Consider the following 13,907-nt stretch of genomic DNA (forward strand, 5'->3'; position numbering starts at 1 on the left):
CCAAGCGGGCGGCCGAGGGGTATATTTGCTTGCAAAGGGCTCGCGCGGAGCGGGCCATTCATCCATAGAGGAGGCACCCTTGAAGGCGGACACTCAAACCATCGACATCCTGTTGTTGGGCAGCGGCGGCCGTGAGCATGCTTTGGCAGCTAAGCTCGCAGCATCACCGCGCGCCGGCAAGCTCTACATCGCGCCGGGCAACGGCGGCACCGCGAGCTGCGGCGAGAACGTTGTTCTCGACGACTGCGATCCTGCGGCCGTGGCGGCGTTTGCGCAGAGCCACGGATGCGGACTCGTGGTAATTGGCCCCGAGGCTCCGCTCGTGGCGGGCGTGGCCGACGCCGTGCGCGCGGTGGGTATTCCCTGCTTTGGCCCGGGTGCCGAGGGCGCCCAGATGGAGGGCTCTAAGCTGTTCTCCAAGCAGCTCATGGAGCGCGCGGGCATTCCGACGGCAGCCTACGGCTCGTTTACCGACGAGGCTTCGGCTCTTGCTTATGTGCGTGAGCAGGGCGCTCCGCTGGTCGTCAAGGCCGACGGCCTTGCCGCGGGCAAGGGCGTTATCGTGGCGACCGAACTTGAGCAGGCCGAGGAGGCCGTGCGCGAGTGCTTTGGCGGCACCTTTGGCGATGCCGGCAACACCGTGGTTATCGAGGAGATGCTGACCGGCCCCGAGTGCTCGCTTTTGGCCTTTACCGACGGCAAGACCGTGCGCCCCATGGCCACCTCGCAGGACCACAAGCGCGCGCTCGAGGGCGACAAGGGCCCCAACACCGGCGGCATGGGTGTCTACAGCCCGGTGCCCATCGTGACCGACGAGGAGCACGCCACCATGGTGAAGGTCATGGAGCAGACCGTTGCCGAGCTTGCTGCCGAGGGCATCGACTACCGCGGCTGCCTGTACGGCGGCTTTATGCTCACGCCCGCCGGCCCCAAGGTGCTGGAGTTCAATGCCCGCTTTGGCGACCCCGAGACGCAGGTCGTGCTGCCGCGCCTTAAGAACGACCTGGTTGAGATCATGCTGGCCTGCGCCAACTGTGAGCTCGATCAGATTGAGCTCGACTGGCGCGACGAGTGGGCCGTGGCCGTTGTCCTGACGAGTGCGGGCTATCCCGGCAGCTACGAGAGGGGCAAGGTCATCGCCGGTATCACCGATGCCGAGGCCATGGAGAACGTGACCGTGTACCACGCGGGCACTGCTGTGGTGAACGGCCAGCTCTTGACCAATGGTGGTCGCGTGCTTGCCGTGACCGCTCTGGGCGACACGTTCGAGAACGCTCGCAACCTTGCCTACGAGGCCTGCGAGAAGATTGATTTTGAGGGTAAGACCCTGCGTCACGACATCGGCCTGCGCGCGCTGCGCGGCCGCGACGCCTGGGATGCCTAAAGTCCGAGAGGAATGAGACGGATGGACGAAAAGAACGAAGAGCTCGTGGATGCGCAGATCGTCGAGGAGGACAGCCGCGTGTATGGGCACGCCGAGGGCGAACCTGGTGGCGAGGTCGCTGACGAGCCGGCGCTGGTGCTGGGCGACGATGACCCGCACGATGCCGAGCTGCACGAGAAGATTCTTTCGGAGGAGTGCGCCTGGAAGGGCAAGATCCTCGACGTCCACCGTCTTGAGGTTGAGCTGCCCAACGGTCGCCGCAGCGCCCGCGATATCGTTCGCCATCCGGGTGCGGCGGCCGTTGTGGCGCTGACCGAGAGCGGCAAGATCGTACTGGTGCGTCAGTACCGCACCGCCATCGACCGTGTGACGGTCGAGATTCCCGCCGGCAAGCTCGATCCAGGCGAGGACCCGCTCGATTGCGCCAAGCGCGAACTGCATGAGGAGACGGGCTTTAGGGCAGGTCGCATTCGCTTTTTGACGTCGATTGTCACGTCCTGCGGCTTCTGCGATGAGATCATCCACATCTACTTGGCTACCAAGCTCGAGTTTGATGCGCCCAACCCCGACGATGACGAGTTTGTCAACGTGGACCTGGTGCCGCTGCACGAGTTGATCGACGCCGTACTCGACGGCAAGATCGAAGACGCCAAGACCGTCGTGGGCGCACTCGCCTGCGACAGCATCGCGCACCGCTTGGGTGGGGCCGATCTTTAACGAGCGGGGATGATCCCGCAGGTTTGTGTAAGTCAGCGAAAGTGCTCCAATTGAGACAAGGTGGCCTAAAAGAGGAGGGAAGCGTATGGATATACGCGACCGACGATTGAAGGCCAGATTGTCCAAATGGAGCACTTGCAGCGTCGAGACGAAACGCGGTTTGGTAAAACCGCGTAAGGTGACTATGTTTAAAAGGTTTCTTTCGTATTACAAGCCCCAGATGGGGCTTTTTGTTGCTGATACTGTTTGCGCTCTGGTGCTTGCCGCCATTGACCTTGCGTTTCCTATTATTCTGCGCAATTTGACCGGTGGGCTGTTTACCCAGGGTCATGCTGCCATTATGCAGGCGCTCGGTATGATCGCGGTAGGTTTGGTGCTGATGTATGTCATCCGCTGCGCCTGCCGCTATTTTGTGAGCTATTGGGGTCACGTGATGGGTGCGCGCATGGAGTCCAAGATGCGCGAGGACCTGTTCGACCAGTATGAGCGCTTTAGCTTTGCGTACTTCGACCGTAACAGCTCGGGCGACATGATGAGCCGCGTGGTCAACGACCTGTTCGATATCTGCGAGGCGGCGCACCACGTGCCCGAGTGGATCATCATCTGCGGCATCGAGATTATCGGCTCGTTTGTGATCCTCTTTACCATCGCCCCGGTGCTGGCGCTTGCCATGGCTGCGGTGACAGCAGCGTTTTCGGTCATCATGTTTTGGCAGAACATACGCATGCGCGAGGTCTTTAGCGACAACCGCAAAAAGATCAGCGGCATCAATGCGCAGCTGCAGGATTCGCTGGCGGGCATGCGCGTGGTCAAGAGCTTTGCCAATGAGGAGACCGAGCGCTTCAAGTTCCGCGCCTCCAACAATCGCTATCTTTCGTCCAAGGAGAACATGTATCACGCCATGGGCGTCTATACCGCGACGTATGGCCTGCTCTCGGGTGTGCTCTATGTGATCGTGGTGCTGCTGGGCGGCTGGCTGGTCGCCCAGGGACAGCTGCAGGCGGTCGATATGGCGACCTTTGCACTCTATATTTCGCTGTTCTGCACGCCGCTCGAGACACTCGTCAATTCGGCCGAAACGTATCAGAAGGCCATCGCCGGCTTTAAGCGCATGGACGAGGTGCTCTCGACCGCGCCGGATATCCAGGACAAGCCGGGCGCTACGGATCTGCAGGTGACTGCCGGCGCCGTGGAGTATCACGACGTGTGCTTTAACTACGAGGACGTTGAGCTGGGCGAGGGCGATGCCGAAGAGCGTCCCGTTATCGACCATATGAACCTGTCCATCAAGCCCGGGCAGACCATCGCTTTGGTTGGCCCTTCGGGCGGTGGCAAGTCCACGACCTGTTCGCTGCTGCCGCGCTTTTATGACGTGGCTGCCGGATCCATTAGCATCGACGGTCAGGATGTACGCGATGTGACGCAGCAGAGCCTGCGCCGCGCTATCGGCCTGGTGCAGCAGGATGTCTACCTGTTTGACGGAACAATCGGCGAGAACATCGCCTACGGCAAGCCGGGCGCCACGGCAGAAGAGATCGCCGGAGCCGCCCGTCGCGCCAACATCGATGCCTTTATCGAGTCGCTTCCGCAGGGCTATGACACCGTGGTGGGCGAGCGCGGCAGCCGTCTTTCGGGCGGACAGAAGCAACGCGTCGCCATCGCGCGCGTGTTTCTCAAGAATCCCAAAATCTTGATCTTGGACGAGGCGACGAGTGCTTTGGATAACGAGAGCGAGGAGGCGGTGCAGGAGTCACTCGAGGAGCTGGCACGCGGCCGTACCACAATCATCATCGCCCACCGTCTTTCGACCATTAAACATGCCGATGAGATTGCGACCGTTGAGCATGGTCGCGTTGTGGAGCGTGGCACGCACGAGGAGCTTCTCGCCCGTGGCGGCACCTATGCCCGTTACTATCGAATGCAGTTCGAAGGTGCGCGTGCGCACGAGCTCGACTGATTGATATGACAGGAAGTTTATGGCTGACAAGAACCCTTTGACTCCGGAAGAAGTGACGGAGTTATTCTCCGAAATCGATGCATCCGGCGTCTTGGATCCCACGCTTGCCAAAAAGCGAACCGAGCGCATGCGTGAGAAGGAGGCTGCGGCCAAGCGCGGTGACAAAGCGGCGCTAGCGCAGCTGCGCAGCGAGGACCGCGCGAGCCAGGCAAAACATATCGACCCGCTGTCCGAGGACGATCCTTCGGGCTCGCAGGTGAGCCATACCATTACGAAGACCGCGATGGCCGTAGTCATTGGTATTTTGGTGCTGATCGTGGGCATGCAGATCGGCTACGGCGTGATGCGCCGTCTGAATACCGCCAACCTGTCCGAGAGCGTTTCGGTGGATACCGTCTCGACCGCGCTCAAGGGTGGACTCGAATGGGGCAACGGCTTTACGCAGTTCCCGCTCGATTTTTCTGTCGACGAGGCCGATGAGCGTACGGGCACGGTTGAGGTGACGGTGTTGGACACGTCGTCTGCCAATGAGCTCGAGCTGCTGTCCAACGGGCAGATCCAGGCCGCGGCGCTTGCGACCAACGCCCTGCTCAACGACAAGATTGACCGCGTGGTGTATAACGTTCACGCCTATATCGACGAGGATAGCAACATTCAGCACGATTCCTTTTTTGGCATGTTCCCCGCGCGGGGTCATCAGAGCGCCATTTTGACGTTTGTGTGGACCAAGAGCTCATCCAACGCCACGAGCATCGACTGGAAGATGCGCATCGTAAGCATGGACGACACCATTGCCGAGCGCATTCAAAAACAGGTGAACTCGGTTTCGTCGCTGATCGAGGACCCGGTGGTGAGCCAGACCAAGATTGACGAGGAAAAGGCCGAACGTGACCTGGAGCATCGTCTGCATGGCCGCGAGATTTTCCGCGGCGGCAAGCCCGATCGCTCACCGTCCGATCTGCTGGAACAGGACAAGAAAAAGTAAGACGCCATCATCCCGCGTGAGCCACAAGCCCCGCGGGATGATTTTTCTGGGACGGGGATTAAATAATCATTATGCATAGAAAGTCATAATTATCATTTCGTAAACAATTTGATGAAATTAACGCCATGAGGCATGCTTGCGGTTACAATACCGCGAGGCCTAACTACACACCTTTAAGCCGGTCCTGTGAGACCGGGAAGGAGAATTATGGCGAACAACCATACCGCGGGCGCTGCCGCCCGCACCTTCGCGCCCAGCGAGCTTTGCCAGCATATGCTGGCCAAAACCAGCAAGGGCACCTGCGGTCCCTGTATCCTGTATCTTGAGGATGGGACCATTTTTTATGGACGTGCATGCGGCGCCGAGGGCACCGCGACCGGCGAAGTCTGCTTCAACACCTCGCTCGAGGGCTACTTTGAGGTCATGACCGACCCGAGTTATGCCGGCCAAATTGTAACCATGACCTATCCGCAGATCGGCAATTACGGTATCGACGAGACCGATGTCCAGTCGGCCTTCCCTGGCGACGCCGTGCGCCCTGCGAGCGCTCCGGCTATGCGCGGCATGATCGTTCGCGACATGTGCGCCACGCCTTCTAACTGGCGCTCGGCCGTCAGCGTGCCGGAGTACCTGCGCGCTCACGGCATCGTCGCTATCGAGGGTGTCGACACCCGCGCTCTGGTGCGCCATCTGCGCGACAATGGTTCCAAAATGGGCATTATCTCGACCGAGATCTTCGACGTCGACGAGCTTGCCGAGCGTCTGGCCGCAGCGCCCACGCTGGTAGGCGAGAACCTGGTCAAGACCGTAAGTTGCCCCGCGCCTCACGAGTTTGTGGCCGCCGACCTGCCTGCCACGCATGACTTTGCGCTTGCGGTTGCCGCTCCTGCCCGTCAGAAAGTGGTCGCCTACGACTGCGGTGTGAAGCGCGGCATTCTGGAGGGGCTGGTCCGCGCCGGCTGCGACCTTACCGTCGTGCCGTGGGATACTCCCGCCCAGCAGGTGCTCGAGATGAATCCCGATGGCGTCTTTTTGTCCAACGGCCCCGGCGACCCCGACGCCGTGGTGGAGACCTACGAGCAGGTGCAGCAGCTGATCGGCAAGGTGCCGGTCTTTGGTATTTGCCTCGGTCACCAGATGATCAGCCTGGCCTGCGGCGCCCAAATGGAAAAGCTTAAATTCGGTCACCGTGGCGGTAACCAGCCGGTCATGAATCTGGTGAGCCGTCGCGTGGAGATCACCGCGCAAAACCACGGCTTTGGCCTGCTGTTCCCCAGTCTGGGCAAACTGATTCCGGAGCTTTCCGGCGGCGAAACCGAGCATGCGGCCGATGGCGACCTGCGCGCCTGGGTGCGCCGCGGTATCGCGCCGGTCGTGATGAACGAGCGCTTTGGCCGCATTCGCCTGACACATGTGAACCTCAACGACGGCACCGCCGAGGGCATCCAGCTGCTCGACGCCCCGTGCTTCTCGGTCCAATACCACCCCGAGGCTTCGCCCGGCCCCACCGATGCCCACTATCTCTTTACCGCCTTTACGCGACTCATGGACGGCGAGGAGAACTACCTGGACATCGACACCGCGAAGGACCGCCTCGCCGGCTGGAATTTCGCCGAGTCCGAGAACGCTGCGACCGAGGAGAACTAACATGCCGAAACGTACCGACATCAAGCGCATCCTCGTTATTGGTTCGGGCCCCATCGTTATTGGCCAGGCCTGCGAGTTCGACTACTCCGGCGCCCAGGCCTGCAAGGTGCTCAAGGAGGATGGCTTTGAGGTCATCCTGGTCAACTCCAACCCGGCGACCATCATGACCGACCCGGGCTTGGCCGACCGCACCTATGTCGAGCCCATCACCGCCGAGTTTATCGAGCGCGTAATCAAGAAAGAGCATCCGGACGCGCTGCTGCCCACGCTGGGCGGCCAGACCGGTCTGAACGCCGCCGTCGAGCTGGCGAAAGACGGCACGCTGGACAAGTACGGCGTCGAGATGATCGGCTGCGACCTGGCCGCTATCGAGCGCGGCGAGGACCGCAAGCTCTTTAACGAGGCCATGGCCGAGATCGGCCTGGAGGTCGCGCGCTCGGGCTATGCCTACAGCGTGGCCGACGCCGAGGCTATCGCCGAGCGCGTGGGCTATCCCTGCGTGCTGCGTCCGAGCTTTACCCTCGGCGGCGCCGGCGGCGGCATCGCGCACACCCACGAGGAGCTCGTCTCCATCGTGAGCCAGGGCCTTGAGCTCTCGCCTGCCCATGAGGTGCTGGTCGAGGAGTCCATCGAGGGTTGGAAAGAGTATGAGATGGAGGTCATGCGCGACCACGCCGGCAACGGCATCATCGTGTGCTCCATCGAGAATCTCGACCCCATGGGCGTGCACACCGGCGACTCCATCACCGTGGCGCCGGCGCAGACCCTCTCCGACCTGGAGTATCAGCGCATGCGTGTCGCCTCGCTCGCCATCTTGGAGAAGATCGGCGTCGAGACCGGCGGCTCCAACGTGCAGTTTGCCGTGAACCCCCAGACCGGCCGCCTGATCGTCATCGAGATGAACCCGCGCGTGAGCCGTTCGTCCGCGCTGGCCTCCAAGGCCACGGGTTTCCCCATCGCCAAGGCCGCCGCTCGCCTGGCCGTGGGCTACACGCTCGACGAGATCGTCAACGACATCACCAAGGCCACGCCCGCCTGCTTTGAGCCCACGATCGACTACTGCGTGGTCAAGGTGCCGCGCTTTGCCTTTGAGAAGTTCAAGGGCACCGACCCCACGCTCACCACGCGCATGAAGGCCGTGGGCGAGATTATGGCGATCGGCCGCACCTTTGAGGAGGCCTTCGGCAAGGCCATGCGCTCACTGGAGGACGGGCATCAGGGCATTTGTGCCGGTGGCAAGGAAGGTGCCGAGAAGCTGAGCGACGATGAGCTCGCTCAGGCCGTGGCAACCCCGACCGAGCATCGCATCTTCTTTGTGGTCGAGGCCCTGCGCCGCAGCTGGGACGTTGCGCGTATCCATGCCATTTGCGGCATCGACCCGTGGTATCTCAACCGCATCAACGACATGGTGCAGGTCCAGGAGAGCATCCGCGGCCTGCGTGTGGAGGATATCGACGCCGACGCGATGCGCCTGCTCAAGCAGTACGGCACGAGCGACGCCGAGATTGCCGCGCTGACCGGCTCGGACGAGCGCTTTGTGCGCGCCTATCGCAAGGGTCTGGGCGTGGTTCCCAGCATGAAGACGGTCGATACCTGCGCTGCGGAGTTTTCGAGCGCCACGGAGTACCACTACAAGACGTACGAGAACATCTACCGCACGAGCCCGGATGCCAAGAAGTGCGTGGCTCCCGACGAGACCACGCCGGCGGACAAGCCCAAGGCGATGATCCTGGGCGCCGGCCCCAACCGCATTGGCCAAGGTATCGAGTTCGATTACTGCTGCGTGCACGCGAGCTACGCACTGGCGGCTCGCGGCTTCGAGACCATCATGGTCAACTGCAACCCCGAGACCGTTTCGACTGACTACGACACCTCGGACCGCTTGTACTTTGAGCCGCTCACCTACGAGGACGTCATGGACGTTATCGATGTTGAGCGCCCCGACGGCGTCGTGGTGACGCTCGGCGGCCAGACTCCGCTTAAGCTGGCGCGCATGCTCGAGGAGAGCGGCGTGAACATCATGGGCACCAAGCCCGATGCCATCGACTTTGCCGAGGACCGCGAGCGCTTTGCCGCCCTGCTCGACAAGCTGGGCATTATGTATCCGCCGGCGGGCCAGGCAACCTCGTTTGAGGAGGCCGAGGCCGTGGCCGCGCATATTGGCTACCCGCTGCTGGTGCGTCCGAGCTACGTGCTGGGCGGCCGCGGCATGATGATCGCCTACGATGCCGAGCATCTGCGCGATTACATGGCCGAGGCTGCGCGCATTAGCCCCGACTACCCGGTGTACCTCGACCGCTTCCTGGAGGGTGCGATTGAGTCCGATGTCGATGCCCTGTGCGACGGCGAAGAGGTCTACATCGGCGGCATCCTGGAGCATATTGAGGAGGCCGGTATTCACTCCGGCGACTCTGCGACCTGCATTCCGCCGTTCAGCTTTAGCGAGAGCCTGCAGGCGAAGCTCCGCGAGACCACGCGCCGCATCGCGATGGCGCTGGGAGTCCGCGGTCTGGTCAACGTGCAGTATGCCATCAAGGGTGAGACCGTCTACGTGATCGAGGCCAACCCGCGTGCCAGCCGTACCGTGCCGTTTATCTCCAAGGCCACCGGCGTGCCGCTGGCCAAGTGCGCGGCGCGTATCATGGCGGGCGATTCCATCGCGAGCTTGGGCCTGCCGAGCGATGAGCGTCAGCTGGACTGGTTCTGCATGAAGGAAGCCGTTATGCCCTGGGGCCGTTTCCCGGGCGCCGACGTCATCCTGGGGCCCGAGATGAAGTCGACGGGCGAGGTCATGGGTATCGCCAAGAGCTATCCCGAGGCATACGCCAAGACGCAGCTGGCGATCGACTACAAGCTGCCCGACCCGAGTTGCGGCAAGGTGTTCATTAGCGTGTGCGACCGCGACAAGCGCCATATCCTTTCGGTCGCCCGTATCCTGCGCTATCTGGGCTTTGACATCTGCTCTACCGAGGGTACGGCGCGCGTGCTGCGTGGAGGCAACGTGACGTGCGAGATCGTGGAGAAGATTAGCGGCCCGCACGACGGCGAGCGCCCCAACATCGGCGACCTCATCGCCGATGGCAAGATCGCGGTGATCATCAACACGCCGTACGGTCCGGGCTCGCGCGGCGACGGCTATCTGCTGCGCACCGAGGCAGTGCGACGCGGTGTGACCTGCGTGACCGCGATGTCTGCCGCCAACACGTACGTGAGTGCCATCGAGGCGGTGCGTGAGGACCAGCAGGGTCACGGCAGCGCCAACGACATGGGCATGGACGTCATCGCCCTGCAGGACCTGCCGCAGCACACGGTGTAGGTTGAGCTGGCCGGCCGGGGCGGCAGCCGGACACTTTCTCTCGGAAACTGGGCTTCGCGAAGTTTTCCGAGAGAAAGGTCCGCCTCCCGCCCCGGCCTGCGGTGACTTGGCCGCACCGTGTGCTGCCGAAGGGGCTTTGCGTGATGACTAGGGCTGAATAAAAAGTGAGTGTGGGATCCGCCGTTCGTTCGAACGGCGGATCCCACGTTAATATTTCAGCCAACGTACGTCATAGCAATCCCCGGTAGGTCGAAGGTGCTCTGCGGCGGCCCGGTGTTTTCATCTGAACGACTTTGCGTAGCAACCGGAGTGAAGATGAAAACACCGGGCCGCCGCAGAGCACCCACAGACCGCAGGGACGGGAGCAGCTATACTACTCTCAGTAGTTAAGGGTCGCGGATTCGCTGCGTCACCGCTCTCAACAGGAGGTCTATGTTTATGGCAGATCAAAAGCCGGTTGTCGGGATCATCATGGGTTCCAAGTCCGATCTGGGCGTTATGGAAGGCTGCACCGCCGAGCTCGAGGCACTGGGTGTGCCCTATGAGCTCGTCATTGCGAGCGCGCACCGCACGCCGGCGAAGGTCCACGAGTGGGCTTCGACTGCCGCCGATCGCGGTATCAAAGTGATTATCGCCGCCGCCGGCAAGGCCGCCCACCTGGGTGGTGTCGTGGCTGCCTTTACGCCGCTGCCGGTTATCGGCGTGCCTATGAAGACGAGTGACCTGGGCGGTATGGATTCGCTGCTGTCGATGGTGCAGATGCCTTCGGGCGTGCCCGTGGCCTGCGTTGCCATCAACGGTGCCAAGAACGCCGCTATCTATGCCACGCAGATTCTGGGTGCTTGCGACCCCGAGTACCGCAAGGTTATCGAGAAGATGAAGCAGGAGATGGCTGACGCCTAGGCGTTCCGCCGTTTCACCGCAGTATAAGGAGAGCCATGTCCGATTATCAGGGAAAACGATTCAAGGCTTCTCAGATTCCCGATCCGTCGAAGCCGGGTGTCGCCCATGCGGCGCAGCAGGGTCGGACATCCTCTCCTCAGCAGCCGCGCGCGCCGCGCCCCGTGACACCGGCGACGCATCGTCGACAGGACGCGCCGGCCGCATATCGTCCTTCGTCTTATAGCTCCGCTAAGAAGCCGCCCCGGTCTTCATCGCATGCCGCGCCGTCGGATCACACCGAGCCGCCGCGCAAAAAGCGCCGCTCCATTATTCCCATTCTGCTTATCATCATCGGTATCGGCCTGATTGTCGCCGCCGCCGCTATCTTTATTAATGCCCAGATTGGCTATAAGCAGGCGAGCGATTCGTATCAGAAAATCGAGAAGCAATATGTAAGCGATAAGGACGCCAGCGGCGTGCCGATTATCGACTTTGATGCGCTTGCTCAGACGAACCCCGAGATTGTGGGTTGGATTTACGTGCCGGGAACCAATATCAACTATCCCGTGGTGCAGACCAACAACAACTCCAAATACCTCAACACGCTGTTTGACGGTACGGCTAACGCGTCCGGTGCCATTTTCCTGGATAGCGATGACACCGCGCCGGGAATGGTCGACCAGCAGACTACGATCTACGGCCACCATATGAACGATGGGTCGATGTTCAACGTGATTTCGGATACGACTGACCAGGCAACGTTCGATAGCATCGAGTTTGTGTATTACATCACACGGGATGCTACGTATAAGCTGCGACCACTGGCGACCAAGGTGGTCGAGGACACGTATGCCAAGGCGCGCACGACCAATTTTGAGGGCGACGACGGACTCAAGAACTACCTGTCCGAGATGCTCGACGGCGCTTCTGCCGTGGCGAGTGATGCTACCGATCGTGCCGCTTCGGCAACTAAGGTTGTAACGCTTGTGACCTGTCGTTCGCTGTCGCTGAGCAACACACGCGCCGTCATGGTGCTCACGCCGGTCGAGGAATAAGTTGTTCGAGAGTAGCTAAAAAGGGCCCGTCCCAAATTGGCTACTCGACGACGGTAAGGGAGAAATGATGCTCGAGAGTGGCAAATTGATGCCTTCGATTGATGCTTGGCTGCGCGAGGCCAAGGCCGATGCTTCGGCGGCAGGCTGTGGGATGTATCTGACGCATAACGGTGTGGTGCGCGCGACGCCCAAGGCCGAGGTGCGCGGAGTCGAGACCGATGGCGTGGCGCCAGGCCACAGGGTGGGCGGCATGGTCTTTGACTACGACGCCGAAAAGGTACGGTCTGCTATCGAGGCCACGCTCGCGATGCCGGGTATCGGCTATGTGCGTGTGTGGCTGGCAAGCGGCGAGCTTGCCGTAGGTGACGACATCATGCTCGTGCTCATCGGCGGGGACATTCGCCCGCACGTGGTCGATGCGCTGCAGGCGCTCGTTGGCACCATTAAGAACGAATGCGTGAGTGAGGTCGAGCGCGAGGCGTAGAGGCTTGCGTCGATAGAAGGATCGTTTATAAAAATGCCCACCGGTACGTGTGATACCGGCGGGCATTTTTGCGTTTTGGGCGCGGTGGGCGCTACACGCGCGTCGCATCCTTGGGGCTCATGGTCATGCTCTGGAAGCGGTTTTCCATGTACTCGTTATCGAAGTGCTCTCCGTAGAACTGTGCGACGGGAATGTCCGGCTCCGTGCCGTTAACGCGCTGGTACCAGTAGTCGAGCGACTGCAGCGTCATGACGCCGTCGACCAGCATGATAACGGTAAAGATGACGGTGGCCGAGTAGCGGCTCTTCCAGGGGATCTTGTTGATAAGCTTAAGCAGCCTCGGCAGCAGCAGCTTGATCCAGATGAGGCCGCCCAGGCCCCACAGGCAGGCGAAGCCCGTGCAGGTGCGTCCGCCCGTGAGGACCACGAGCGGATCGGGCAAACCGAACAGCGTTATGTGCGAGTAGCTCCACGAGACCACGCCAAACGCGGTCTGCATAAACCAGCCCACGAACACCTCAAAGCTGGCGCCGAGCAGGGCGCTCACCAGGAAAATGATGATGGGGTTCTTTTTGTAGAAGCGGTTAAGCACCATGGTCATGAGCACGGCGCCAAATCCGTAGATGGGGCTGAAGGGGCCAAACAGCATGCCGGCGCGGTTCTGATAGACGCCCGGGTCGTCGACCGTCATGTGCCAGATGTCCTCGGCGATCAGGCCGAGTATGCAGCAGACAAAGAACACCCAGAACAGGTTGAAGTAGTTGAGCTTGATGTAGCCCTCGCCGGTTTCATCGCGGCCGAGCATGCCCTCGGCGGCAGCGTCGCGGTCGAGCATCTCCTGCAGGCGGCGCTGCAGTTCGCGCTCCTGACGCAGCGTGGGGTCGACGGTTGCCGAAAGTGCAACAAGGATGCCGAGCTGGATCGCGGGACGCAGCAGGAAGGGCCCGATGCCCTGGAGCATCACGTCGACCAAAAGCTCGACGACGGTGAATGCAATAAGGATGTAGGACAGGCGGGCGGCGTTGCGGCGCTGGTTTTTGATAAGGTCCAGGCCAAAGATGATTAGGATGACGGCACTTGCCGCAGAGAGCATGATGCCGGCGACGATAAGGCCGACTGCGACGAGCGTGTTGTCGCCGAGCTTTTCGGTGGCGTTGCCGTTAACAAGTGCCGTGATGACCTGCCACATAAAGGCAGCGACCGACGGGAGCGTGCCCACGCCGGAAAGGATGCACAGGACGGCGTACACCTTAATGATGAGGGGAATCTTCTTGACCTCTGTGGCGCTGGGGACGCTGGGGTCGAGTTCGTTTCGATCCATACAGAACCTTTCTCGCTTTGTTGTAGGTTATAAGGATACGCCGCCGACCTGCCAAAAGACAGGACGAACGTCCCAATTGCAACTTTGTAATCCCCAACGGTGGACGCGGCGGCCATCTGGGGGTGTTCCTATAGTTTTGTCAACTGGGAAATGCTCTCC

Annotated in this window: 10 protein-coding genes; 9 read left to right on the plus strand and 1 reads right to left on the minus strand. The window is 61.3% G+C overall.

The genetic code is table 11. The features are described from left to right. Window positions 1–79: 79 nt before the first annotated feature. The 9 genes from purD to DWY03_RS06900 all read left to right on the plus strand — a co-directional run bounded on the left by purD (window position 80) and on the right by DWY03_RS06900 (window position 12,427). On the plus strand, window positions 80–1,384 hold the full coding sequence (purD, locus tag DWY03_RS06860; RefSeq protein WP_117840261.1) for a phosphoribosylamine--glycine ligase: 1,305 nt from the start codon (window positions 80–82) through the stop codon (window positions 1,382–1,384). Between the two features lie 21 nt (window positions 1,385–1,405). Continuing rightward, complete coding sequence (locus tag DWY03_RS06865) at window positions 1,406–2,101, plus strand: NUDIX domain-containing protein (protein ID WP_197032811.1); 696 nt, start codon at window positions 1,406–1,408, stop codon at window positions 2,099–2,101. Window positions 2,102–2,285: 184 nt separating this feature from the next. Next, window positions 2,286–4,058: an ABC transporter ATP-binding protein gene (locus DWY03_RS06870; RefSeq protein WP_117840262.1), complete on the plus strand. Its 1,773-nt coding sequence runs from the start codon at window positions 2,286–2,288 to the stop codon at window positions 4,056–4,058. A gap of 19 nt (window positions 4,059–4,077) precedes the next feature. After that, entirely contained in the window at window positions 4,078–5,043 is a 966-nt protein-coding gene (locus DWY03_RS06875; protein ID WP_055251358.1) for a hypothetical protein, read from the plus strand. Between the two features lie 207 nt (window positions 5,044–5,250). Beyond that, window positions 5,251–6,690 carry a glutamine-hydrolyzing carbamoyl-phosphate synthase small subunit gene (carA, locus tag DWY03_RS06880; protein WP_117840263.1) on the plus strand — a complete coding sequence of 480 codons (1,440 nt, stop codon included), beginning with the start codon at window positions 5,251–5,253 and terminating at the stop codon, window positions 6,688–6,690. Window position 6,691: 1 nt separating this feature from the next. After that, entirely contained in the window at window positions 6,692–10,006 is a 3,315-nt protein-coding gene (gene carB, locus DWY03_RS06885; protein WP_117840264.1) for a carbamoyl-phosphate synthase large subunit, read from the plus strand. Between the two features lie 438 nt (window positions 10,007–10,444). Then, window positions 10,445–10,909, plus strand: a complete 465-nt coding sequence (gene purE / locus DWY03_RS06890) for a 5-(carboxyamino)imidazole ribonucleotide mutase (RefSeq protein WP_006235810.1) — start codon at window positions 10,445–10,447, stop codon at window positions 10,907–10,909. 35 nt (window positions 10,910–10,944) lie between these two features. Continuing rightward, on the plus strand, window positions 10,945–11,943 hold the full coding sequence (locus DWY03_RS06895; protein WP_117840265.1) for a class B sortase: 999 nt from the start codon (window positions 10,945–10,947) through the stop codon (window positions 11,941–11,943). Window positions 11,944–12,010: 67 nt separating this feature from the next. Next, window positions 12,011–12,427, plus strand: a complete 417-nt coding sequence (locus DWY03_RS06900; RefSeq protein ID WP_117840268.1) for a molybdenum cofactor biosynthesis protein MoaE — start codon at window positions 12,011–12,013, stop codon at window positions 12,425–12,427. A 91-nt stretch (window positions 12,428–12,518) separates the two neighbouring features. Here DWY03_RS06900 and DWY03_RS06905 read toward each other — a convergent pair whose 3' ends face one another. After that, window positions 12,519–13,748 carry a putative ABC transporter permease gene (locus tag DWY03_RS06905; protein WP_117564037.1) on the minus strand — a complete coding sequence of 410 codons (1,230 nt, stop codon included), beginning with the start codon at window positions 13,746–13,748 and terminating at the stop codon, window positions 12,519–12,521. Window positions 13,749–13,907: the final 159 nt, after the last annotated feature.

This window comes from Collinsella sp. AF23-2, assembly GCF_003459245.1.
Taxonomy (GTDB): domain Bacteria; phylum Actinomycetota; class Coriobacteriia; order Coriobacteriales; family Coriobacteriaceae; genus Collinsella.

Bases quoted from the DNA above. Each gene is read 5' to 3' on its own strand.
- DWY03_RS06865 (WP_197032811.1), top strand. From the start codon at position 1,406: ATGGACGAAAAGAACGAAGAGCTCGTGGATGCGCAGATCGTCGAGGAG.
- DWY03_RS06870 (WP_117840262.1), top strand. From the start codon at position 2,286: ATGTTTAAAAGGTTTCTTTCGTATTACAAGCCCCAGATGGGGCTTTTT.
- DWY03_RS06875 (WP_055251358.1), top strand. From the start codon at position 4,078: ATGGCTGACAAGAACCCTTTGACTCCGGAAGAAGTGACGGAGTTATTC.
- carA (WP_117840263.1), top strand. From the start codon at position 5,251: ATGGCGAACAACCATACCGCGGGCGCTGCCGCCCGCACCTTCGCGCCC.
- carB (WP_117840264.1), top strand. From the start codon at position 6,692: ATGCCGAAACGTACCGACATCAAGCGCATCCTCGTTATTGGTTCGGGC.
- purE (WP_006235810.1), top strand. From the start codon at position 10,445: ATGGCAGATCAAAAGCCGGTTGTCGGGATCATCATGGGTTCCAAGTCC.
- DWY03_RS06895 (WP_117840265.1), top strand. From the start codon at position 10,945: ATGTCCGATTATCAGGGAAAACGATTCAAGGCTTCTCAGATTCCCGAT.
- DWY03_RS06900 (WP_117840268.1), top strand. From the start codon at position 12,011: ATGCTCGAGAGTGGCAAATTGATGCCTTCGATTGATGCTTGGCTGCGC.
- DWY03_RS06905 (WP_117564037.1), bottom strand. From the start codon at position 13,748: ATGGATCGAAACGAACTCGACCCCAGCGTCCCCAGCGCCACAGAGGTC.